The organism is Cellulosimicrobium sp. RS, from assembly GCF_046159675.1.
Taxonomy (GTDB): domain Bacteria; phylum Actinomycetota; class Actinomycetes; order Actinomycetales; family Cellulomonadaceae; genus Cellulosimicrobium; species Cellulosimicrobium funkei.
Genome location: NZ_JBJXVU010000001.1, coordinates 458,574 through 480,957 on the forward strand (window position 1 = coordinate 458,574; position 22,384 = coordinate 480,957).

A 22,384-nucleotide genomic window follows, 5' to 3' on the forward strand; every position below is an offset into this window, starting at 1 on the left:
GTAGGGAGGGACGGCGAGCCACTTTACTCCGTACTCCGAGTATCGAGTTCCTCGACGCCCGACGGGCACCCCTAGGATCGGTGGGTGACGAACGACCCCGGGCAGCCCGCCGTCCCCGACGAGATCCTCCGCCTGCGCGACAGCATCGACAACATCGACGCGGCGCTCATGCACCTGCTCGCGGAGCGGTTCAAGTTCACGCGCCGCGTGGGCGAGCTCAAGGCGCAGGGCGGGCTCCCGCCCGCCGACCCGGACCGGGACCGCCAGCAGATCGCCCGGCTCACGGGCATCGCGAGCTCCGCCGGTCTCGACCCGGAGTTCGCCGAGCAGTTCCGCGCGTTCATCGTCCACGAGGTCCTCCGCCACCACGAGCGCATCGCCGCCGAGCACGCCGCCGCGGGCGAGGGGACCCCGGTCCTCGACACCTACTCCTGACGGCCCGGCAGCGGGCCGGGCGAGGGTCCGGAGGCCGGCGCGAGGCGCCTCCCGGGCCCGACGCGCGGTGGCGACCCCCGTCGATCTGACGGACCCTGGTGGGGACCCAGGGCGGGCCCCCGGCGTCGGCACCGCCGCGTCGGGCGGCCCTCCCGCCACGCCGACGGACGTCATGAGGTGTTCGCATGAAGATCGATTGGCTCAAGCCCCTCCTCGGCCATCCTGGCCCCTTCGCGACGGTGTACATCGACGCGACGCGCGCCAACGAGGCCGGGGACCGCGAGGTCGAGAACCGCTGGAAGGGAGTGCGGCGCCAGCTGCACCAGGAGGGCGCGCCGGACGCGGTCCTCGACGACCTCGAGGAGGTGGTGCTGCGGCCGACGCGGGTCGGGGGCACCCACGGGCGCGTGCTGATCGCCGACGACACGGGCGTGCTCGTCGACCGGGTCGTCAAGGACCCGCCGGCGCTCACGAAGGGCTCCTGGGGGCCCGTGCCCGCGCTGCTGCAGGCGGCCCGCGCGGCGGACGAGTCGGTCGACTACGTGCGCGTCGTCGTCGACCGGCAGGGCGCGGACCTCACGTGGTCCGTCGCGGGCGGCCACCTGCCCTACTCGGAGCCGGAGACGGTCGAGGGTGGCCACGACGTCATCAACAAGGTCCGCACGGGCGGGCTCTCGCACAAGCGCATCGAGTCCCGCGCGGAGGACTCCTGGGAGCGCAACGCCGAGGCGGTCGCCGCGGAGCTGGAGCGCCAGGCGGCCGAGTACCGGCCCGAGCTCGTGCTGCTCACCGGTGACGTGCGTGCCGTGCCGCTCGTGCGGGGCGCGCTCGGGCACGCGATCTCCGAGCTCGTGGTCGAGGTCCCGGGCGGCGGCCGGGGCGCGGGCATCAACGAGGCCTCGTTCGAGGCGAACGTGGCCGACGCGCTCGACAGCTACCGGGAGCGTCGCCGCGAGAAGGTCCTCGCGGAGTTCCGCCAGGAGCAGGGCCGTGAGTCCGGCGCGGTGACGTCCGTGGAGGACGTCGTCGCGGTGCTCGCGCGCGGCCAGGTCAAGGAGCTCGTGCTGGCCGACGAGTACGGGCAGGACGGCGCGCTCGACGGCCGCTCGCTGTGGATCGGGCCCAGCCCGCTGCACATCGCCGCGACCCGCGAGGAGATCGAGTCCCTCGGCGTGACCGACGGCCTGGAGAAGCTGCCCGCCACGGTCGCGCTCGTGCGGGCCGCCGTCGGGCAGGACGCCGGGCTGACGTTCGCGCCCGAGGGCAGCGTCGAGCTCATCGAGGGCGTGGGCGCCACGCTCCGCTGGGCGGACGAGGGGACGCCGCGCGAGGTCGCGGCGACGATGTCCGGCGACGACTCGAGGCTGCGCGGCGAGATCATCTAGGCCCGCCGCCACCGACGACGACGCCCTCCCGGCCGCGGCCGGGAGGGCGTCGTCGTGCTGTCGTCGTGCGGGGTCAGCCCTTCTTGCGGGCCTCGGGCTCGCCGAGCTCGGAGGAGACGACGACGATCCCGCCCTGGACGGCCGGGTCGCCCTGGCCCTCGGCCGCCGCGACGAGGTCGAGCGTGCCGGTGACGCGCCCGCCGTTGCGGACGTCGACGACGGACGCCTCGACGCCGGGGAGCGACGCCGCCGGCACCGCGACCTGCGCCGCGAGGATCGGGGTGCGCATCGACACCTTCGCCTCGGACTTGACCTTGCGCAGCGCCGCGAGCGCGTGGCCCGCCGCGGTGAGGACGGCCGGGTCGGCGTCGCCCGCGGCCGAGCGCGCGACGTCGGGCGTGGGCCACGGCGCGCGGTGGATCGAGCCCTCCGACGCGCGCCACCACGACCACACCTCCTCCGTCGCGAACGGCACGAACGGCGCGAACAGGCGCAGGAGCGTGTCGAGGGCGATGGCGAGCGCGACGCGCGCGGACCGGGTCTCGGGGGAGACGTCGGAGGCCGCGGCGCCGGCGCCGTACGCGCGGTCCTTGACGAGCTCGAGGTAGTCGTCGCAGAACGTCCAGAAGAACGTCTCGGTGACCTCGAGCGCGCGCGTGTGGTCGTACGCCTCGAACGCCTCGGTCGCCTTCTCGACGACGGTCGCGAGGCCCGCGAGCATCGCACGGTCGAGCGTCTCGGTGACGAGCGCCGGGTCGAGGACGATCTCGCCCGTCCCGGTCTCGGCGTCGATCCCGAACGACAGCGCGAACTTCGACGCGTTGAGGATCTTGATCGCGAGGCGACGGCCGATCTTCATCTGCCCGACCTCGAACGCCGCGTCCGTGCCGAGGCGGGCCGACGTCGCCCAGTACCGCACGGCGTCCGACCCGTGCTCCTCGAGCAGGCCCATGGGCGTGACGACGTTGCCCTTGGACTTCGACATCTTCTTGCGGTCGGGGTCGAGGATCCAGCCGGAGATCGCGGCGTTCTTCCACGGCAGCGAGCCGAACTCGAGGTGCGAGCGCACGACCGTGGAGAAGAGCCACGTGCGGATGATGTCCTGGCCCTGCGGGCGCAGGTCCATGGGGAAGACGCGCTCGAACAGGTCGGGGTCGACCTCCCAGCCGCCCGCGATCTGCGGCGTGAGCGACGACGTCGCCCACGTGTCCATGATGTCGTTCTCGCCGACGAACCCGCCCGGCACGCCGCGCTGGTCCTCGGTGTACCCGGCCGGCACGTCGGACGACGGGTCGACGGGCAGCGCGTCCTCGGACGGCACGATCGGGTGGTCGTGGTCGACCTCGCCCGACTCGAGCACGGGGTACCACAGCGGGATCGCGACGCCGAAGAAGCGCTGGCGCGAGATGAGCCAGTCGCCGTTGAGACCGCCGACCCAGTTCTCGTAGCGCACGCGCATGAAGTCGGGGTGGAACGCGAGCTCCTTGCCGCGGTTCAGCAGCTCCTGGCGCAGGTCGCGGGTCGTGCCGTCGGCCGTCGTCCAGTCGCGGCCGCCGTTGCGGATGTACCACTGGCGCGACGTGACGATCTCGAGGGGCTTGTCGCCCTTCTCGAAGAAGTTCGCCTTGCGCTGGGTCGGCACGGGCTCGCCGTCGAGGTCGCCCGCGTCGCGCAGCGCGTCGACGACGACCTGGCGCGCCGAGAACGTCGTCTTGCCCGCGAGCTCGGCGAACACGCCCTGGCCGGCGTGCGAGGTGATCCAGTCCGGCGTCTCGCGCGTGATCCGGCCGTCGCGCGTGATGATCGAGCGCGTCGGGAGCTGCAGCTCGCGCCACCACTGCACGTCGGTCAGGTCGCCGAAGGTGCAGCACATCGCGATGCCCGCGCCCTTGTCGCGCTCGGCGGCCGGGTGGGCCAGGACGGGCAGCTCGACGTCGAACAGCGGCGAGCGCACCGAGGTGCCGAACAGGTGCTGGTACCGCTCGTCGTCGGGGTGCGCGACGAGCGCCACGCACGCCGCGAGCAGCTCGGGGCGCGTGGTCTCGATGAAGACGGGTGCGCCGTCGTCCGGGGTGCCCGGCGCGACGCGGTGGAACGCGACCTTGTGGAAGTGGCCCGGGTACTCGCGCGCCTCGAGCTCGGCCTGCGCGACCGCGGTCTGGAACGTCACGTCCCACAGCCCGGGGGCCTCGGCCTGGTACGCCTCGCCGCGCGCGAGGTTGCGCAGGAACGCGCGCTGCGCCGCGGTGCGGGAGCGTGCGTCGATCGTCTGGTAGTGCTGCGCCCAGTCGACCGAGAGCCCGAGCCGGCGCCACAGCGCCTCGAACTGCTTCTCGTCCTCGGCCGTGAGCCGCTCGCAGAGCTCGATGAAGTTGCGGCGGCTCACCGGCACCTGGTCGGCGGCCTTGACGGACTTGCCCTCGCCGCCCTCGTGCGGGGGCTCGAAGCCCTCGACGTAGGGGAGCGTGGGGTCGCAGCGGACGCCGTAGTAGTTCTGGACGCGCCGCTCGGTGGGCAGGCCGTTGTCGTCCCAGCCCATGGGGTAGAACACCTCGAGGCCGCGCATGCGCTGGAACCGCGCGACGACGTCGGTGTGCGTGTAGGAGAACACGTGGCCCACGTGCAGCGAGCCCGAGACGGTCGGCGGCGGGGTGTCGATGGAGAAGACCTGCTCGCGGGTCTTCGAGCGGTCGAACGCGTACGTCCCCTGCTCGGCCCAGCGCGCGTCGTAGGTGTCCTCGAGCCCGTCGAGGCTCACCCGGTCGGGTACTCCCGCGACCACCGCGCGGACGACGTCACCGGCTACGTGCCCGGCGGAGGAGGTCGTTGCTGCAGCGGGTTCGGCCGCGCCCGTCGGCGCGTTCGTCGGGAAGTCGCTCATGGTCGCCCATTCTCCCAGATCCCGGGGCCGTGCCGGACGCCGTCTCGGCGTCCGGCGGGCGTCGCCGCGGCCGTCCGCGGCGTGCGGACCGAGACGGGTCGAAGGTCCCTGGGTCGAATGGTCATCGAGTCGTAATCTGCACGCAAAGCGACAGGTGCTCGTGGGCGCACCTCGACCCGATCCCCGCGCCGACCCCTGGAGCACCCATGACCGCCACGACCACCGACCGCACGCGCGCCGACGGGGCGATCCCGCCCGGCGTCGTCCTGCCGCCCGCCCTCGCCGCCGCCCTCGCGGCGTGCCCGCGCCTCGTCGTCCCGGCGTCGCGCGACGAGCTCTACCGCCTCGCGCTCGGGCCCGACGGCGGCCCGCGGTTCGCCGTCGAGTACGACGCCGGGGGCGAGCGCGTCGTCGAGGCGGAGGTCGTGCGGTGCCGCAACGGGATCGCGGTGAACTACCCCGAGGACTACATGCGCCGCCGGGACCCGGACTGCATGCGGATCGCCGACGACCTGCCGACCGACAAGCCGCGCTACCGGGACGTCTTCGGTGCGGAGTTCGGCCCGGTCAAGGACGAGACGCTCGCGTGGCTCGCGGCGCAGGAGCTCGTCGTCGTGCCGTTCCGCGCCGGCGGGCGCACGCACGGCTACCCGTCGCTCGCCGTCTGCCCCGTCAACGCGGCGTTCTTCGCGCTCGCCCTCGTCGACCTCCAGGGCTGGGCCACGTTCGACGAGCTCGGCCCGTTCGCGCCGCGCTCGATCCTCTACGTCGCGCCGCCGCTGCGCCACACCCGGTTCGGCGGGCGCCAGGTCGTCGTGCACGACCGCTCCGAGACGCTCCACGAGGTGTTCGCCTACAACCTCTACCCCGGGCCGAGCGCCAAGAAGGGCGTGTTCTCGGTCCTGCTCGACGTCGGCGAGCGGGAGGGCTGGGTCACGGCGCACGCGTCGTCGGTCCGCGTCACCACGCCGTACGAGAACGAGACCGTGATCATGCACGAGGGGGCCTCGGGCGGCGGCAAGTCGGAGATGTGCCAGGACCTGCGGCGCCAGGAGGACGGCAGGATCCTGCTCGGCACGAACGTCGTCACGCGCGAGCCCTACGTCATCACGCTGGGGGAGACGAGCGCGCTCGCCCCCGTCACCGACGACATGACCCTGTGCCACGCCGCGCTCCAGACCGGCGACGGCCGCCTCGTGGTGACCGACGCCGAGGAGGGCTGGTTCGTGCGCGTCGACAACCTCACCGGGTACGGGCAGGACGCGCACCTCGAGCGTGCGTGCATCCACCCCGACGTGCCGCTCGTGTTCTTCAACATCGACGGCGTCCCCGACGCGACCGTGCTGCCCTGGGAGCACTCGCTCGACGCCGACGGCCGACGCTGCCCCAACCCGCGTGTCGTCGTGCCGCGGCACCTGCTCACCGACGTCGCCGGGCCGGCCGAGGTCGACGTGCGCACGTTCGGCGCCCGCATGCCGGCCTGCACGCGCGACCACCCCACCTACGGGATCATGGGCATGACCCACGTGGTGCCCGCGGCGCTCGCCTGGATCTGGCGGCTCGTCGCGCCGCGCGGCGACAAGAACCCGTCGATCGGCGAGTCGCGCACGGCGACGGAGGCGCTCGCCCACGGGGGCATGGTCGCCGAGGGCGTCGGGTCGTACTGGCCGTTCGCGACGGGGACGAAGGTCGCGGCGGCGAACCTCCTGCTGCGCCAGCTCGTGGAGACGGACCGGACGCGCTACGTGCTCACCCCCAACCAGCACATCGGCGCCTACCGGGTGGACTTCGCGGCCGAGTGGCTCACGCGCGAGTACCTCGCGCGCCGCGGCGGGGGCCGGCTGCGGCCGGACGAGCTCACGCCCGCCCGCTGCCCGCTGTTCGGCTACACGCTCACGGAGATGAAGATCGACGGCCAGCTCGTGCGCCCGACCTTCCTGAGGCCCGAGCTGCAGTCCCAGGTGGGGGTCGAGGCCTACGACGCCGGGGCGCGGATCATCACCGACTTCTTCGCGAGCGAGCTCCGGCAGTTCCTCACCGACGACCTCGACCCGCTGGGTCGGCGGATCATCGAGGTCTGCCTGCGCGGCGGCTCGGTCGAGGAGTACGCGGACCTGACGCCGCTGTACGTCTGAGGCGCACCGGTCCGGTCCTCGCCCGGCGAGGGCCGGACCGGTGCGGGACGGGCGCCGGCGCCCGCTCGCCCAGGACGGTCCGCGGAGGGTTAAGGTCGGCCCATGGGTCTGACGATCGGCTACGCCGCCATGCTCGAGCAGTTCCACCCGACCGAGGCCGTCGCGCTCTCGGCCTACGCGGAGGAGCACGGCTTCTCCGGGACCATGGCGGCCGACCACTTCCAGCCGTGGGTCCCGGCGCAGGGCGAGTCGTCGTTCGTGTGGAACGTGCTCACGGCGCTCGGCGAGCGGACCCGGGGCGACCTGGGCCCCGGCGTCACCGCGCCGACGTTCCGCTGGCACCCCGCGATGGTCGCCCAGGCGTCCGCGACGCTCGCCGCGATGTACCCCGGCCGGCACTGGCTCGGGCTCGGCTCCGGCGAGGCGCTCAACGAGCACGTCGTCGCGGGCTACTGGCCCGAGGCGCCCGAGCGCATCAACCGCATGTTCGAGGCGATCGACGTCATCAAGAAGCTGTTCCAGTCCGGGCTCGACAACAAGGACGTCAAGCACTCCGGGCAGTTCTACAAGATGGAGTCCACGCGGCTGTGGACCATGCCCGAGGTCGCGCCCGAGATCCTCGTCGCGACCGCCGGCCCCGTGACCGCGAAGCGCGCGGGCCGCCACGCCGACGGCCTCATCACCGTGGGGGCGCCGCTCGAGAAGATCTCCATGCTGTTCGGCAAGTTCGACGACGGCGTGCGCGAGTCCGGCCGCGACCCCGAGGCGATGCCCAAGGTGCTCCAGCTCCACCTCTCCTGGGCCGCGACCGACGAGGAGGCGCTCGCGAACGCGATGACCGAGTGGCCCAACGGCGGCATGAAGTTCCCCAAGGCGGACATCCGCTCGCCGCACGACTTCGAGCAGATGGCCAAGCTCGTGCGCCCGGAGGACTTCGAGGGTCGCATGGTGATCTCCGCCGACCCGGACGAGCACCGCGCGTACATCCAGAAGTTCGTCGACCTCGGGTTCGACCGCATCTACCTGCACAACGTCGGCCGCAACCAGCGCGAGTGGATCGAGGTCTTCGGTCGCGAGGTGCTCCCGAAGCTCGCGCGATGAGCGAGCACGACGCCGCACCCGGCGGGCCCGACGGCGGCGCGGGCCCCGATCGGTCCGCGCGCCTCACGGTGTGTGCACCCGAGGGCCTCGGCGAGGTCCGGCCGGGCGACGACCTCGCCGCGCTCGTGGGTGACCTGCTGGCGGGGGAGGCGCTCGTGGACGGTGACGTCGTCGTCGTGACGAGCAAGATCGTCTCGAAGGCCGAGGGCCGCGTCGTCGCCGCGGCGGACCGCGAGCAGGCGATCACGGACGAGACGGTGCGCGTCGTCGCGACGCGCGAGCGTCCCGGCCAGCCGCCGCTGCGCATCGTCGAGAACCGGCTCGGCCTCGTCATGGCCGCGGCGGGTGTCGACGCCTCGAACACCCCGGAGGGCACGGTCCTGCTGCTCCCGCTCGACCCCGACGCCTCCGCGCGGGCGCTGCGCGGCGCGCTCCGCGAGCGGTTCGGCCTCGACCGGCTGGGCGTCGTCGTGACGGACACCTCCGGCCGGGCGTGGCGCGACGGCCTCGTCGACATCGGCATCGGGGCAGCGGGGGTCGTCGTCGCGGAGGACCTGCGCGGCGGCGTGGACTCCCACGGGCGGCCGCTGTCGGTGACCGTGACCGCCGTCGTCGACGAGGTGGCGGCCGCGAGCGAGCTCGTGCGCGGCAAGGCGGCGGGGCGACCCGTCGCCGTGGTGCGCGGGCTCGGCCGGTACGTCGGGAGCGAGGACGGTCCGGGCGCCCGCGTGCTCGTGCGCGGCTCGGGCGACGACCTGTTCCGCGAGGGCAGCGCCGAGGCGTACGCCCGCGGGCAGGCCGACGCGCGCCGCGAGCAGGGGGACGACGCCGCGCGGGAGGCCGCGTACGCCGACGGCTACCGGGCCGGGTTCGCCGAGGGGTACCGCGAGGGCTCCGGGAACGAGCCGGTCGCGGACTGAGGCGGGGCGCGCCCGCGGCGGCGAAACCCCTGGCGTGCGCCCCGTCGTCGCCGCTAGCCTGCCCGGATGCTCCCCTCCGACTGGATCGCGCACCGCCGCCCCGACGACCGCGAGCACGTGGGCTGGATCCGCCCCGAGGGCGACGCCTGGGTGGCCGTGTCGCTGCTCGGGCACGAGCTCACCGGCCCGGTCGACTGGCTCGAGGCGGAGGAGGCGCTCGACGCGAGCAGCCTCGCGTGGCTCGCCGACGTCTGGGTGCTCGAGCAGGACGACGCGCCGCCGCTGCGGGTCCGGCTCGTCGAGGTCACGCCGGACGGCGTCGTCGTGCAGACGGACGACTTCGGGGCGATCGACGTCCCCGTCGAGCGCTACGACCTCCCGTGGCCGCCCCCGCCCACGCTGCGGCCGCGCCGGCCCGACGACCCGGACGGCCGCGTGCTGTCGCCCCGACCCTGACGGCCGTGCGGCTGCGCGCCGCGCGCGGTCAGCCCGCGTCCGTCGTGCCCTCGTAGAGACCGATCTGGTTCCCGTCGGCGTCCTCGAACGCGGCCCACCACGAGGTGGGGCTGATCTCCGACTTCTCCAGCACGACCCGCCCGCCGAGCTCACGGACCTTGGCGAGCGTCTCCTCGATGGAGTCGACCTCGACGTAGCTGCGCGGGCTCGTGAACCCCTCGGACCGCGGGGCGAGGCCGCCGCCGCTGATCTTGTTCGGGGCCTGCCACATGGGGTAGCCCTCGAAGCCGGGCACCTCCGCGATCTCCCAGCCGAAGAGCTCGCCGTAGAACTGCGTGGCCCTGCCGTTGTCGCTCACCGGGATGTCGATGTGCGTGATGTCTCCGTGCGCCATGGTTCCTCCCCGTGCCGGTGACGGGCGGACACCCGCCGAGCACCAGCCTAGGGAGGGCGGTGGCGCGCGCACCAGGGCCCGGGGCGGACCGTGCGGCGGGGATCAGCGCTCGTCCGGCGCGGGGGAGCGCTCGACGGCGGAACCCTCAGGCTCCACCTGAGGGTCGGCCTCGGGGCCCGCGGGCTCCGCCGGGGCGGCGTCGTCCTCGTCCGGCACGGCGTCGGCGGCGGGAGGGGAGCCCGTGCCCCGCGGGTCCTCGGCGGGCCGCGGCGCGTCGTCCCCGGAGAGCCAGCGCAGCCAGCCCGAGCCCGGGTCGGGCTCCAGCACGAGGGCCCGGACGAGCAGCGTGAGCGGGATGGCGAGGATCGCGCCGAGCGGCCCGATGACGAACGTCCAGAAGACGACGGAGACGAAGCTCAACGTGAGGCTGAGGTTCACCGCGTCGGCGACGAACTTCGGCTGGACGAGCACCTGGAGCACGACGTTCACCACGCAGTAGACCGCGACGACGGCGAGCGCGAGCTGCCAGCCCCCGACGACGAACGCCATGACGACGGGCGGCACGAGCCCCAGGACGAAGCCGATGTTCGGGATGAAGTTCGTGACGAACGCGAGGATCGCCCACACGGTCGGGGCCGGGACCGACAGGAGCCACAGGGCGACGCCGTCGATCACGGCGACGACGGCGCCGAACGACGCGTTGACCACGAAGTAGCGGCGCACCCCGCCGCTGAACCGCGTCGCCCGGTCGACCGTCGCGGCGCGCTCGGCGCCGAACACCGAGCCGGCGGTGGAGTACCGCGCGGCGTCGGCGGCCATGAAGATCGCGTAGGCGAGCACGAAGAAGAACGCGGTCGCGATGCCCAGGGCCATGCCGGACACGTTGCCCGCGAGGCTGACGACGCGTCCCGGGTCGAGCCACGACGTGGCCGCCTCGGCGATGTCCGTGTCGATGCCGACCGCGGCGAGCTGGTCCACCACGTCGTCGACCGCGCGCACGAGGGCCGGGAGGTACTCGCGGACGAGGTCCACGAACCGGACGCCCGCGAACGCGAGCATCGCGACGAGCGCCGCGAGGATGAGGTACGCGACCGTGACGACGGCGGCCGTCGCTGCCCACCGCGGCCAGCCCCGGCGCTCCAGGGGGAAGCGCACGGGGTGGCAGATGATGACGATGACCGCCGCGAGGAACATCGGGGCGAGGACCTCGCGGGCGGCGTGGACCCCGGCGAGGACGACGACGCCGGCGGCGAGGGCCAGGAGCGTGCGCGTGGCGGGAGGGAGCCCCGGGGCGGGAGGCGTCGTCGTGGTCACGCGCCGACGATAGCCGCCGGGGTGCGTCGCGCACCCGGGCGTCCGCGCGCGGCGCGGCGGGTCAGCCCTTCGCGGCCTTGGCGGCGGCCTTCTGGGCCTTCTTGAACGTGCGGACCTCGGCGAGCGACTCGGGGCTCGTGACGTCGGCGATGGACCGGCGCGAGCCCTCGTCCCCGTAGTGACCGGCGGCCTCGCGCCACCCCGCGGGACGCACGCCCCGCTGCTTGCCCAGGAGCGCGAGGAAGATGCGCGCCTTCTGGTCGCCGAATCCGGGCAGCGCCCGCAGGCGCGCGAGCACCTCCGCGCCCGTCGGCTCGCCGTCCGCGCCCGGCGCGGTCCAGATCCGGGTCGCGTCGCCGTCGTACTCCTCGACGACGACGCGCGCGAGCTCCTGCACCCGGCCCGCCATCGAGCGCCCGTAGCGGTGGATCGCGGGCGGCGTCGTGGCGAGCGTGACGAACGCGTCGGGGTCGGTGTCCGCCACGGTGCGCGGGTCGATCGAGCCGAGGCGGTCGCGGATCTTGCGGGGCCCGGCGAACGCGTGCTCCATCGGGTACTGCTGGTCGAGCAGCATCCCCACGAGGAGCGCGAACGCGTCGTCGCTGAGCAGCGCGTCCGCGTCGGGGTCGCCGGTGATCCAGAGCTGGTCGGTCATGCCCCCATCATGGCAGCCGGCTGGCCGGGTGCCCGGCGCAGCCGTCCGGTCCGGAACTCGTCGACGCCCGCGCGCCGCAGGATCGCGCTCGTCCAGCCGGGCAGGAGCCGCAGGCCGTCCGCGCCGGTCACGCGACGCACGTCGTCGACGACGTACTCCACGCCGCGGCGCTCGAGGACGAACTCCCCGGCCGCCTCGACGTTGCGGACCCAGTCCACGTCGGGGCCGTACGTGAGGGCGAACGCGACGCGGACCGGACCGGTCGGGCCGTCGCGGTAGGCGAACGCGAAGACCGGGGTGCGGTACTCGCGCCCGCTGCGCCGCCCGACGTGGCGGACGACGGCCATCGGCCCGACGCCCGTCGCGACGCGAAGCATGACGGGGTTGAGGAAGCGCCTGTTGCTGCGGGCTACCCAGCGCGGGATCGGCATGGGCCCATCGTCACCCGGCGTGCCCCGGGACCGCGACCTATCGTGGCGGCGTGCCCACCCGACTCCTCCTGCTCAGCGACACGCACGTCCCGGTCCGCGCCCGGGCGCTCCCCGACCAGGTGTGGCGCGCGGTCGACGACGCGGACGTCGTCGTGCACGCGGGCGACTGGGTGAGCGCCGACCTGCTCGACGCGCTGGAGGCGCGCGCGGCGCGCCTCGTCGGGGTCGCGGGGAACAACGACGGCCCCGACCTGCACGCGCGCCTGCCCGAGGTGGCGTGCACCACGGTCGAGGGGCTGCGGCTCGCCGTCGTGCACGAGACGGGCGGGAAGGACGGGCGCGAGCGCCGTGCCGACGCTGCGTTCCCCGACGTCGACGTGCTCGTGTTCGGGCACAGCCACATCCCCTGGGACACGACGTCGCCGGGCGGCCTGCGCCTGCTCAACCCCGGCTCGCCGACGGACCGCCGTCGGCAGCCGGTCGGGACGTTCCTCACGGCCGTCGTCGACGACGGCGCGCTGCGGGACGTCGAGCTCGTGCCCGTCGCGCGCTGAGTGCTCACGCCGCGCCGGCGCGCGCCCGGTGCTCCGCGGGGCTCACGCCGCGCACGCGCTTGAACGCGGCGCTCAGCGCGAACGGCGTCGCGTACCCGACGGCGCGCGCGACCGCGGCGAGCGTCGCGTCCTGCTCCAGGAGGAGGTCGGCGGCCAGGTCGAGCCGCCAGCCGGTGAGGTAGCCCATCGGCGGCTCGCCGACGAGCGCCGTGAAACGGCGCGAGAACGCCGCGCGCGACAGCCCCACCTCCCGCGCGAGCGCGTCGAGCGTCCAGGCGCGCGCCGGGTCGTGGTGGATGAGTCGCAGCGCGGCCCCGACGACGGGGTCGGCGTCGGCGCGGTACCAGCCCGGCGCGTCGTCGCGCGAGAGCCACGTGCGCAGGCACGAGATGAGGAGGAGGTCGAGGAGGCGGTCGAGCACCGCCTCCTGCCCCGGGAGGTCCTGCACGACCTCCCGGGCGAGCATCTCGACGAGCGTCCCGTCCACGTCCCCGCGGCGCAGGACCACGCGCTGGGGCAGCACGCGCAGCACCCGGCGCCCGACCTCGCCGTCGAGCGGGTACGTGCCCGTGACGATGACGGTCTCGCCGTCCGGGTCGTTGCCCCACGACCGCACGCCGAGCACGGTCATGGGGGAGGGGCCGCCGTCGACCGCCCGGCACATGTCGGACGCCGGGCCGACGACGACCTGGGGCGCCGTGGTCGGCGCGTCGGCGACGACGTAGTGGTCCGGGCCGCGCAGGAGCACGACGTCGCCCGCGGCGACGTGCTCGCCCGGGTCGGGCGACGTGCCGTCGGCCCCGGGGCCGACCCACCCGGACCCTCGCAGGACGGGCACGATCGTCAGCGGCGCCTCGTCCTCGATGCGCATGCCCCACGGCGCGCGCAGGTGGCTCCGCAGGAGGAAGGCGCCGCGGGCGCGCGGCCCGTCGAGCAGCCCGGCGACGACGTCCATCGCGCCAGCGTACGCCGGGGCGCGGCGAGACGATCGCGTATGCGTGCGAGCCGGTCGGCCATGGAACGTCTCGCGGCGCGACGGTTGGGTGGGACCCGTACCGCTCCATTACTCGCACCTCGGGAGACACCATGCCTGCCTCGACCCCGCCCACCGCCGCCCCGTCGGCGGCGCCCGCCCGCACGTCGGCACCGACCGCCGCACCGGCACCTGCGCCCGGCACCGTGCTGGTGCTCGGCGCGACCGGCAAGACCGGCCGCCGCGTCGCCGACCGGCTCGACGCGGCCGGCGTCCCCGTGCGCCGGGCGTCGCGCTCCGGCGACGTGCGCTTCGACTGGGACGACGACGCCACCTGGGGGCCCGCGCTCGCGGGCGCCGCGGCCGTGTACGTCGCGTACGCGCCCGACCTCGCGGTCCCCGGGGCCCCGGAGACCGTGGCCCGCCTCGCGGCCCGCGCGCGCGACGCCGGCGCGCACCGCCTCGTGCTGCTCTCGGGGCGCGGCGAGGAGGAGGCGCAGCGCGCGGAGGAGCTCGTCGGCGCGGCGTTCCCGGCGCGCACCGTCGTGCGGTGCGCGTTCTTCGACCAGAACTTCAGCGAGAGCTTCCTCCTCGAGCCCGTGCTCGACGGCGTCCTCGCGCTCCCGGTCGACGACGTCGCGGAGCCGTTCGTCGACCTCGAGGACGTCGCCGACGTCGCGGTCGCGGCCCTCACGGACGATGCCCTCGCGGGGCGCGTCCTCGAGCTCACCGGGCCGCGCGCGCTGACGTTCCACGAAGCGGTCGCGGAGATCGCCGCCGCGAGCGGGCGCGACGTCCGCTACGAGCCCGTCGCCATGGAGGCGTTCGTCGCGGGCCTCGCTGCGGCCGGGCTGCCCGACGACGTCGTCGACCTCATGCGGTACCTCTTCACCGAGGTGCTCGACGGGCGCGGGACCCCCGTGACCGACGGCGTCCGCGTCGCGCTCGGCCGCGAGCCGCGGGACTTCCGCGAGTACGCGGCGCGCGAGGCGGGCGCGTGGGCCGCGGGAACCGGCGCCGGAACGCGCACGGTGGAGACCACGCCATGACCGCGTTCGCGACCCTCGTCGTGGCGGCCGCCGTCGCGACGGGGCTCGCGGGCGGCGTGCTCTTCGCGTTCTCGACGTTCGTGATGGGTGGGCTGCGCCGCCTCCCGCCGGGCGAGGGCGGCGCCGCGATGGTCGCGATCAACCGCGACGCGCTCCGGCCGCCGCTGATGCTCCTGCTCGCCGCGAGCGTCCTGCTCCCCGCGGCGGCGGCCGTCGTCGGGCTCGTCGGCGGCGCGGCCCGGGCGGGGTGGGCGCTCGCGGGCGCGGTCGTCGCGCTCGTCGGGATCCTCGGCGTGACGGCCGTGGGCAACGTCCCGCTCAACGAGCGGCTCGACGCCGCGGCGCGCGAGGGCGACCTGGCGGCGGCGTGGACGGCGTTCCTGCCGCGCTGGCTCGCGTGGAACCACGTGCGGACGGTTGCCGGTGCGGCGTCGAGCGCGCTGCTCGCCCTCTCGCTGGTCTGAGGTGCGCGGGCGCCCGCGCCGGGTCCCGCCGCGGAATAGCCGCGGGCGGGACCCGGTTGCGCACGACATGAGCGACGTCACAGCGGCCGTGCCGGCCGACGAGCAGGACACCGTCCGTCGGGTCCTGGAGGGCACCGAGACCTGGGCCGTCGTCGGCCTGTCGAACAACACCGCGCGCGCCGCGTACGGGGTCGCGCGCGTGCTGCAGCAGCACGGCAAGCGGGTCGTGCCCGTGCACCCGTCGGCGGAGACCGTCCACGGCGAGCAGGGGTACGCGAGCCTCGCGGACGTCCCGTTCCCCGTCGACGTCGTCGACGTGTTCGTGCGGTCCGAGCTCGCGGGCGACGTGGCCGACCAGGCGATCGCGATCGGCGCGAAGGCGGTGTGGTTCCAGCTCGACGTGATCGACGAGGACGCCGCGCGGCGCGTGCGCGACGCGGGCCTCGACATGGTGATGGACCGCTGCCCCGCGATCGAGCTGCCGCGCCTCGCGGCGGCCGAGGAGGCCTGATGCCGGCGGTCGACACCACGACGCGCCTCGGCTCACGCGCTGCGGCGCGGCTCGCCGACGAGCAGGTCGTGTGGCTCGTCACCGTGGACCCGCACGGCACGCCGCAGCCGACGCCGGTCTGGTTCCGCTGGGACGGTGCCGACGAGATCGTCGTGAAGTCCCAGCCGCGCACGGCCAAGCTGCGCAACGTCCGTGCGAACGCCCGCGTCGCGGTGCACCTCAACAGCACCCCGTCGGGCGGGGACGTCGTCGTGCTCACCGGCACGGCGTCGGTCGACGACGACGGTCTCTCGGCCGCGGAGCGCGCGGCGTACGACGCGAAGTACGACGACGGCATCCGCGGCCTCGGCACGACGCCCGACGGCTTCCACGACGACTACGCCGTGACGCTGCGCGTGCGCCTCGAACGGCTGCGCGGCTTCTGAGGCTTCCTCAGGCCGGGGGCTCGAACGTCAGCACCGGCCTGCCGGTGCGCGGGTGCGTGAGGACCTCGCACCGCACGCCGTAGACCGGGTCCAGCACGTCGGGCACGAGCACGTCGTGGACGTCGCCCGCCGCGACGACGCGGCCGTCCGCCAGCACGACGACGTGGTCGCACGTCTGGGCCGCGAGGTTGAGGTCGTGGAGCGCGGCGAGCACGGTGACGCCGTCGTCCGCGAGGTCGCGCAGGACGCGCATCGTGTCGAGCTGCGCGGCGATGTCGAGGTGGTTGGTCGGCTCGTCGAGCAGCAGGAGCGCGGGCTCCTGCGCGAGGGCGCGCGCGAGGTGCACGCGCTGGCGCTCGCCGCCGGAGAGCGTCGCGACCTCACGGTCCGCGAACCCCGCCATCCCGACGCGGGCGAGCGCCGCCCGGGCGAGGTCGCGGTCGGTCGCGGAGTCGCCCGCGAGGAGCGAGCGGTGCGGGATGCGGCCGAGCAGCACGGCGTCGAGCACGGAGAGCGGGAGGTCGGTCGTCGCGTCCTGCTCGACGAGCGCGAGCACCCGCGCCCGCTGGCGGCGCGGCAGCGCGAGCAGGTCGGCGCCGTCGAACCGCACGCGGGCGCCGTCCCGGCCCGGGCCCGCCGACGGCGCCCGGACGCCGGCGAGCACACGCAGGAGCGTGGACTTCCCGGAGCCGTTCGGGCCGAGCAGCCCGCTCACCGCACCCGGGGGCGCGGTGCAGTCGACGCCGTCGAGGACGAGGCGACCGTCGACCGACCACGACACGCGCTCCGCGTCGAGCCCGGTCGTGCCCACGACGGCGGGGGCGCTCACGCGGTCCTCCGTCCGCGCCACAGCAGCAGGGCGAACACCGGGGCGCCGATCGCGGCGGTGACGATGCCGACGGGCAGCTCGCGCGGCGCGAACATCGTGCGCGCGAGCGTGTCGGCCCAGACGAGGAACGTCGCGCCGAACAGCGCGGAGAGCGGCAGGAGCAGCCGGTGCCGCGCGCCGGTGAGGAGCCGGACCGCGTGCGGCAGGATCAGGCCGACGAACCCGATGGACCCCGACTGGGACACGAGCGCGCCGGTGAGCAGCGCGACGCCCACGAGGAGCGTCCAGCGCACGCGCGCGACGTCGACGCCGAGCGCGGAGGCCGCCGTGTCGCCGAAGGTGAAGGCGTCGAGCACCGAGCCGGTCGACGCGAGCAGCGTCCCGAGCACGAGCGTCGCGCCGCCCGCGACCGCGACCGAGGTCCACGTCGCGCCCGCGACGGAGCCCATGAGCCACGACAGGATCTCGCGGTACGAGTCGCCGGTGGCCGACCAGAAGATGACGAAGCTCGTCGCGGCCGCAGCGAGCTGGCTCACCGCGAGCCCGGCGAGCACGGTCCGTGTGGGCGTGAGCGCCCCGAGCGCGCCCGCGAGGCCGAGCGCGGCGACGAGCGCGAGCACCGCGCCGCCGAACGCCGCGACGGGGAGCAGGACCGTCCAGCCCGCGACCAGGACGAGCACCGCGCCGAGCGACGCGCCGGAGGACAGCCCGAGCAGGTAGGGGTCGGCGAGCGGGTTGCGCGTGAGCGACTGCATGACGACGCCGCACACGGCGAGCCCGGCGCCCACGGCCGCCGCCGTGAGCACGCGGGGGAGCCGCAGCTGCCACACCATGCCGTCCTGCAGGGCGCCGAGCGGCTCCAGGCCCAGCGGCCCGCCGAGCCCGAGGTGCGTCGCGACCGAGCGCCACACCTCGCCCACGGCGAGGTCCGCCGGCCCGATCGTCACCGTGACGAGCACCGTCGCGACGAGCGCGACGACGCCGGCCGGCACCCACCAGGCCGCGCCGCGCCGCGCGCGACCGGCCGGGTCGGTGCCGTCCGGGCGACGGTCGGCGGCGGCGGGCGCGGGCCGGGTGCGCAGGGTCGTCACAGGTCGAGCGCCTCCAGCTGCGCGGCGAGGTCCACGACGGCGTCGACGTTGCGCACGCCCGCCTCGGTCGCCGGGAACGGGATCGTCAGGTAGCGGCCCTCGCGGACGGCCGTCATCTCGGCCGTGGCCGGGTTGGACTCGAGCCGCTCGATCTTCGCCTCGGCGGTGTTCCAGGCGGCGTCGACGAGGACGAGCACGTCCGGGTCGGCGGCGACCGCCTCCTCCCACGCGTACGACGTCCAGGTGTCGTGCACGTCGCCCGCGACGTTCTCGAGCCCGACGGCGTCCATGATCATCTGCGGCGCGCCGATGCCCGCCCCGACGTACGGGATGTCGTCGCCCGACGAGTACCACAGGGCGGTCAGGCCGCGGTCGTCGCGGACGACGCCGTCGAGCGTCGCGCGCTGCTCCGCGACGAGGTCCGCCGCGGCGTCCTGCGCGTCGAAGATCGTGCCGACCTCGGTGATCTCGGCGAACACGTCGTCGAACGTCAGCGGGTCCGGCATGTACTCCGGCGCCTTGCACGCGGCGGGGGAGACGTAGGTCGCGACGCCGAGCTGCGCGAGGGTCTCGCGGTCGCCGGCGCCGTCGGCCGTGAGGTTGGACTCCCAGCCCGCGTAGACGAGGTCGGGCTCGGTCTCCAGGACCGCCTCGGCACCCGGGACCTGGTCCGAGAGCGGCTCCACGACGGCGGGGACGTCCGCGGCGGCGTCGGCCAGCGAGTCGGGCACCGGCCCGTCGGCGAACGCGCTCGCGACGATCCGGTCGCCGAGCCCGAGGGCCAGGAGCATCTCCGTGGTGCTCGACTTGATCGTCACGACGCGCTCGGGCGCGGCGTCGAACGTCACCTCGAACCCGCAGTCGTCGAGCGTGAGCGGGTACGCGGTGCTCCCGGGCGTGCTCGACGACGTCGCGCCGCCCGCAGAGGTCGGGTCGCCCCCGGGCGTCGTGCCGGACGGGCAGGCGGCGAGCACGAGGGCGAGGGCCGACGCGCCGACGGCGGCGCGGACGGGTCGGCGGGAGACGGGGGACGGCGTGAGGCGCGAGGGCACGGAGCTGCTCCGGGTGCGAGGCGGGGAGAGAGCCGGACGGCTGCCCCCGGGCGGGGACGCGGGCTCTCCAGGGTCGGACGCGCCATCTCGCGTCGGGCGGACCCGCGACCCAAGGACGAGGTCGCTCCGGCGAACGATCGAGGGGTTCGCGGTCCGTCGTCCAGCCTACACACGCGGCCGTGACAGAGTGTGCGTCGTGACCGAGACGTCGTACCCGCCCGCCCCCGCCCCTGCGACCTCGCCCCTGCGCGCCGTGGTGACCGGCGCGTCGTCGGGCATCGGGGAGGCGTGCGTGCGGTTCCTCCGCGCACGGGGCTGGGACGTCGTGGCGTTCGCGCGCCGCGCGGACCGGCTCGCCGAGGTCGCGGAGCGCACGGGCGCCCACCCCGTGGTGGGCGACGTGACCTCCGACGACGACGTCGCGCGCCTCGTCGCCGAGGCGGGCGCCCGCGGGCCCGTGCACGCGCTGCTCAACATCGCGGGCTTCGGCCTCGGCGTCGACCCCGTCGACGAGGCGAAGATCGACGAGTGGCGCGCGATGTACGAGACGAACGTGCTCGGCACCGTGCGCGTGACCCGGGAGTTCCTGCCGCTCCTGCGCGCGTCGCGCCGCGGCGACATCGTGCTCATGACGTCGACCGCGGGCCACGACACCTACGTCGGCGGCTCCGGCTACGTCGCGTCCAAGCACGCGCTGCTCGGCGTCGCGAAGACGCTCCGCCTCGAGCTCGTGGGCGAGCCGATCCGCGTCATCGAGATCGCGCCGGGCCTCGTGCACACGCCCGAGTTCTCGCTCAACCGCTACCACGGGGACCAGGCCGGGGCCGACGCCGTCTACGCGGGCGTCGTGGACCCGCTCACCGCCGACGACGTCGCCGACGTCGTGACGTTCGCCGTCACGCGCCCGCACCACGTGAACATCGACTCGCTGATCCTGCGGCCCGTCGCGCAGGCCTCCACGTACTCCCTGTGGCGCGCGCCGCTCGTCCCGAAGGGCATGGAGCCCGCGCCCGACGCCGACGCGTCGGCCGGCTGACCCCGACCCGTCCGGGAGCGGAGCCGCTCCGAACCGGCGATGGCGCCCGGGGCCGGCCCGGCGTCTACTGGATCACGGGAGGACGCGCATGACGGGGCAGCGGCAGGCAGCCGGGCACGCGGGTGGCCGGGCGGCGCTCGCGGGCGTCGTCGCGGCGGCCGTCGGGTTCGCCCTCGCCGAGCTCGTCGCGGCCGTCGTCGCGCCCGGGTCGAGCCCGCTGTTCGCCGCCGGTGCGGGCGTCGTCGACGCGGTGCCGGGGCCCCTCAAGGACTGGGCCGTGGCGACCTTCGGCACCGCGGACAAGGCCGTGCTGCTCGGGGTCATGGGCGTCGTGCTCGCCGCGGGCGCGGCCCTGAGCGGCTGGCTCGAGCTGCGCCGTCCGCCGTCCGGCACGCTGCTGCTCGCCGCCGTCGGGGCGGTCGGGGCGGTCGTCGCCGCCGCCCGGCCGGGCGGGGACGTGGCCTGGGCGCTGCCGAGCCTGGTCGGCGTGGGGGTCGCCGTGCTGCTGCTGCGCGCGACGCTGACGACGCTGCGCGGCCCGGCCGCGCTCTCCGGCTCCGACGACGCGACGACGACGTCCGGCGGCGTCGACCGCCGCCGGTTCCTCCTCGTCACGGGCCTGGCGGCGGCGGCCGGCGTCGTCGCGCTCGCGACGTCGCGCGCGGTGTCTGCCGGCTCGCGAGCCGTGACGGCAGCGCGCGACGCGCTGCGGCTGCCCGCCCCCGCGACCCCGGCCCCCGCCGTGCCCGCCGGGGCGGACCTGCGCGTCCCCGGGCTCGCGCCGTACGTCACCCCGAACGCGGACTTCTACCGCATCGACACGGCGCTGCGCGTGCCGCAGGTCGACCCGGCGTCGTGGACGCTGCGCGTCTCGGGGCTCGTCGACGACCCGTTCGAGATCACGCTCGAGGAGCTGCTCGCGCTCCCGCTCGTCGAGCACGATCTCACGCTCACGTGCGTGTCCAACGAGGTCGGCGGGGACCTCGTGGGCAACGCGCGGTGGCTCGGGTACCCGGTCCGCGAGCTGCTCGCGCGCGCCGGAGTGCAGGACGGCGCCGACATGGTGCTCTCCACGAGCGCCGACGGGTGGACGGCGAGCACGCCGCTCGACGCCCTCACCGACCCCGACCGGGCGAGCCTGCTCGCCGTCGGGATGAACGGCGAGGCGCTGCCGGCCGAGCACGGGTTCCCCGCCCGGCTCGTCGTGCCCGGGCTGTACGGCTACGTGTCCGCGACGAAGTGGGTCACCGAGCTCAAGGTCACGACCTTCGCCGACGACGTCGCCTACTGGTCCACGCGCGGGTGGTCGGAGCGCGGGCCGATCAAGCTCGCGTCGCGCGTGGACACGCCGCGCGACGGCGCGGCCGTGGACGCGGGGGACGTCGTCGTCGCGGGCGTGGCGTGGGCCCAGCACACGGGCGTCGAGGGCATCGAGGTGCGCGTGGACGACGGCCCGTGGCGCGCCGCGACGCTCGCCGCGACGGTCGGCCCGGACACGTGGCGGCAGTGGTCGTACGCGTGGGACGCGACGCCGGGGGAGCACCGGCTGACGGTCCGCGCGACCGACGCGGACGGGCGCACCCAGACGGCCGACGTCGCCCCGCCCGCGCCCGACGGCGCCTCGGGCTGGCACGAGGTCGCCGTCCGCGTCCGGTGACCGGCCCGGCCCCTGCCGGAGACAGGGGAGCAGGCGAGGGGTTCCGGGGGACCGGAGGTTGTCCCGCGACGGGCGTGCTGGCACCATGTGCGGGTGACCTCCGCGCGCCCCACGAGCAGCCCGCTCGTCCTCGCGCGCCCGCGGGTCCTCATCGCCACCTGTTGTTGAGGGCTCGCGGCGCCCTGCGCAGCCTCGACCTGGTGTCCGCGAGCAGCCTCCCGCCCCTCCCTCCCTGCGACGGGGCGTGACGGTCGCCGGTCCCGCGCCGCGGCTCAGCGATGAGTCCGACGCCACGACCGGGTCTGCACCCACGGACGCCAGCCGAGCACAGGACGCGAGACCACCATGTACGTTCCCCCGCACTTCCCCCGCTACCGCCCGACCACGGTGCCGTCGTCGGCACCCGCCCTCCCCGCCGCTCCCGCCCCGTCGGCCGCCGCCGGACCGCCGCTCACGCTCGAGTGGCTCGTCGCGCGCGACATCGACGCCTACACCGCGCGCCGCCGGACGGCGGCTACCATGGAGGCACAGGCGTCGACCCGGCCATCACCGGCGAGCCTCCGGAAGAACGGGAACCCCGCCGCGGGGCAGGCCTGACGGCCCGCGGCAGGTCCTCACTAGACCCGGACGGGTGGG

The 22,384-nt window shown here is 75.3% G+C and carries 23 protein-coding genes; 14 read left to right on the forward strand and 9 right to left on the reverse strand.

Translation table 11 applies throughout. The annotated features are described in order from the left end of the window. The first annotated feature begins 84 nt into the window (after positions 1-84). The gene (locus ACI769_RS02060; protein ID WP_085388148.1) at positions 85-435 is read left to right on the forward strand and encodes a chorismate mutase; all 351 of its coding nucleotides are present in this window, start codon (positions 85-87) and stop codon (positions 433-435) included. Positions 436-620: 185 nt separating this feature from the next. Beyond that, entirely contained in the window at positions 621-1,820 is a 1,200-nt protein-coding gene (locus ACI769_RS02065) for a Vms1/Ankzf1 family peptidyl-tRNA hydrolase (protein ID WP_034655925.1), read from the forward strand. A 73-nt stretch (positions 1,821-1,893) separates the two neighbouring features. On the opposite strand, the gene valS is transcribed toward ACI769_RS02065, so the two are convergent. Then, positions 1,894-4,701: a valine--tRNA ligase gene (gene valS, locus ACI769_RS02070; protein WP_409141098.1), complete on the reverse strand. Its 2,808-nt coding sequence runs from the start codon at positions 4,699-4,701 to the stop codon at positions 1,894-1,896. 206 nt (positions 4,702-4,907) lie between these two features. Here valS and ACI769_RS02075 point away from each other — a divergent pair, with 206 nt between their 5' ends. From ACI769_RS02075 to ACI769_RS02090, 4 genes are all read left to right on the forward strand, one after another. After that, positions 4,908-6,836 (forward strand): DUF4914 family protein, encoded by a 1,929-nt coding sequence (locus tag ACI769_RS02075; protein ID WP_085388146.1) that lies wholly within the window; start codon positions 4,908-4,910, stop codon positions 6,834-6,836. Positions 6,837-6,938: 102 nt separating this feature from the next. Further along, positions 6,939-7,937: a TIGR03557 family F420-dependent LLM class oxidoreductase gene (locus tag ACI769_RS02080; RefSeq protein ID WP_085388145.1), complete on the forward strand. Its 999-nt coding sequence runs from the start codon at positions 6,939-6,941 to the stop codon at positions 7,935-7,937. After that, positions 7,934-8,857, forward strand: a complete 924-nt coding sequence (cofE, locus tag ACI769_RS02085) for a coenzyme F420-0:L-glutamate ligase (protein ID WP_085388144.1) — start codon at positions 7,934-7,936, stop codon at positions 8,855-8,857. The genes ACI769_RS02080 and cofE overlap by 4 nt, the downstream gene beginning before the upstream one ends. A gap of 66 nt (positions 8,858-8,923) precedes the next feature. After that, positions 8,924-9,313, forward strand: a complete 390-nt coding sequence (locus tag ACI769_RS02090) for a hypothetical protein (protein WP_085388143.1) — start codon at positions 8,924-8,926, stop codon at positions 9,311-9,313. Between the two features lie 28 nt (positions 9,314-9,341). On the opposite strand, the gene ACI769_RS02095 is transcribed toward ACI769_RS02090, so the two are convergent. The 4 genes from ACI769_RS02095 to ACI769_RS02110 all read right to left on the reverse strand — a co-directional run bounded on the left by ACI769_RS02095 (position 9,342) and on the right by ACI769_RS02110 (position 12,107). Then, on the reverse strand, positions 9,342-9,707 hold the full coding sequence (locus ACI769_RS02095) for a VOC family protein (protein ID WP_085388142.1): 366 nt from the start codon (positions 9,705-9,707) through the stop codon (positions 9,342-9,344). Positions 9,708-9,809: 102 nt separating this feature from the next. Continuing rightward, a complete protein-coding gene (locus tag ACI769_RS02100) occupies positions 9,810-11,021 on the reverse strand; it encodes an AI-2E family transporter (RefSeq protein ID WP_171467739.1) in 1,212 nt (403 codons plus the stop codon). 61 nt (positions 11,022-11,082) lie between these two features. Next, on the reverse strand, positions 11,083-11,676 hold the full coding sequence (locus ACI769_RS02105; RefSeq protein ID WP_043654769.1) for an HhH-GPD-type base excision DNA repair protein: 594 nt from the start codon (positions 11,674-11,676) through the stop codon (positions 11,083-11,085). Continuing rightward, positions 11,673-12,107, reverse strand: a complete 435-nt coding sequence (locus tag ACI769_RS02110; protein WP_043654772.1) for a hypothetical protein — start codon at positions 12,105-12,107, stop codon at positions 11,673-11,675. The genes ACI769_RS02105 and ACI769_RS02110 overlap by 4 nt, the downstream gene beginning before the upstream one ends. 50 nt (positions 12,108-12,157) lie before the next feature. On the opposite strand from ACI769_RS02110, the gene ACI769_RS02115 reads away from it, so the two are divergent. Then, entirely contained in the window at positions 12,158-12,661 is a 504-nt protein-coding gene (locus ACI769_RS02115) for a metallophosphoesterase (protein WP_085388140.1), read from the forward strand. Between the two features lie 4 nt (positions 12,662-12,665). Here ACI769_RS02115 and ACI769_RS02120 read toward each other — a convergent pair whose 3' ends face one another. Beyond that, positions 12,666-13,616: an AraC family transcriptional regulator gene (locus tag ACI769_RS02120; protein WP_085388139.1), complete on the reverse strand. Its 951-nt coding sequence runs from the start codon at positions 13,614-13,616 to the stop codon at positions 12,666-12,668. A 131-nt stretch (positions 13,617-13,747) separates the two neighbouring features. Between ACI769_RS02120 and ACI769_RS02125 the strand changes: the two genes are divergently transcribed. The 4 genes from ACI769_RS02125 (at position 13,748) to ACI769_RS02140 (ending at position 16,083) form a co-directional block, all read left to right on the forward strand. Then, complete coding sequence (locus ACI769_RS02125) at positions 13,748-14,683, forward strand: NmrA family transcriptional regulator (RefSeq protein WP_232322586.1); 936 nt, start codon at positions 13,748-13,750, stop codon at positions 14,681-14,683. After that, positions 14,680-15,147 (forward strand): DUF1772 domain-containing protein, encoded by a 468-nt coding sequence (locus ACI769_RS02130; RefSeq protein ID WP_409141099.1) that lies wholly within the window; start codon positions 14,680-14,682, stop codon positions 15,145-15,147. Before ACI769_RS02125 ends, ACI769_RS02130 begins: the two co-directional genes overlap by 4 nt. A 67-nt stretch (positions 15,148-15,214) precedes the next feature. After that, positions 15,215-15,658: a CoA-binding protein gene (locus ACI769_RS02135; protein ID WP_021483339.1), complete on the forward strand. Its 444-nt coding sequence runs from the start codon at positions 15,215-15,217 to the stop codon at positions 15,656-15,658. Beyond that, complete coding sequence (locus ACI769_RS02140) at positions 15,658-16,083, forward strand: TIGR03667 family PPOX class F420-dependent oxidoreductase (RefSeq protein WP_085388137.1); 426 nt, start codon at positions 15,658-15,660, stop codon at positions 16,081-16,083. The genes ACI769_RS02135 and ACI769_RS02140 overlap by 1 nt, the downstream gene beginning before the upstream one ends. 7 nt (positions 16,084-16,090) lie before the next feature. Here the strand turns inward: ACI769_RS02140 and ACI769_RS02145 are convergent, their stop codons facing one another. The 3 genes from ACI769_RS02145 to ACI769_RS02155 are packed head-to-tail and all read right to left on the reverse strand — an operon-like array spanning position 16,091 to position 19,055. Then, positions 16,091-16,912 carry a putative F420-0 ABC transporter ATP-binding protein gene (locus ACI769_RS02145; protein ID WP_076406592.1) on the reverse strand — a complete coding sequence of 274 codons (822 nt, stop codon included), beginning with the start codon at positions 16,910-16,912 and terminating at the stop codon, positions 16,091-16,093. Beyond that, positions 16,909-18,003 (reverse strand): putative F420-0 ABC transporter permease subunit, encoded by a 1,095-nt coding sequence (locus ACI769_RS02150; RefSeq protein WP_186325287.1) that lies wholly within the window; start codon positions 18,001-18,003, stop codon positions 16,909-16,911. The genes ACI769_RS02145 and ACI769_RS02150 overlap by 4 nt, the downstream gene beginning before the upstream one ends. Beyond that, on the reverse strand, positions 18,000-19,055 hold the full coding sequence (locus ACI769_RS02155) for a putative F420-0 ABC transporter substrate-binding protein (protein ID WP_409141100.1): 1,056 nt from the start codon (positions 19,053-19,055) through the stop codon (positions 18,000-18,002). Before ACI769_RS02155 ends, ACI769_RS02150 begins: the two co-directional genes overlap by 4 nt. 196 nt (positions 19,056-19,251) lie before the next feature. Between ACI769_RS02155 and ACI769_RS02160 the strand changes: the two genes are divergently transcribed. The 3 genes from ACI769_RS02160 to ACI769_RS02170 all read left to right on the forward strand — a co-directional run bounded on the left by ACI769_RS02160 (position 19,252) and on the right by ACI769_RS02170 (position 22,345). Beyond that, a complete protein-coding gene (locus tag ACI769_RS02160) occupies positions 19,252-20,091 on the forward strand; it encodes an SDR family oxidoreductase (RefSeq protein WP_085388804.1) in 840 nt (279 codons plus the stop codon). Between the two features lie 88 nt (positions 20,092-20,179). Beyond that, positions 20,180-21,748: a molybdopterin-dependent oxidoreductase gene (locus tag ACI769_RS02165; protein ID WP_409141101.1), complete on the forward strand. Its 1,569-nt coding sequence runs from the start codon at positions 20,180-20,182 to the stop codon at positions 21,746-21,748. A 345-nt stretch (positions 21,749-22,093) separates the two neighbouring features. Continuing rightward, positions 22,094-22,345, forward strand: coding sequence for a hypothetical protein (locus tag ACI769_RS02170; protein ID WP_085388135.1), 252 nt, complete (start codon positions 22,094-22,096; stop codon positions 22,343-22,345). Positions 22,346-22,384: the final 39 nt, after the last annotated feature.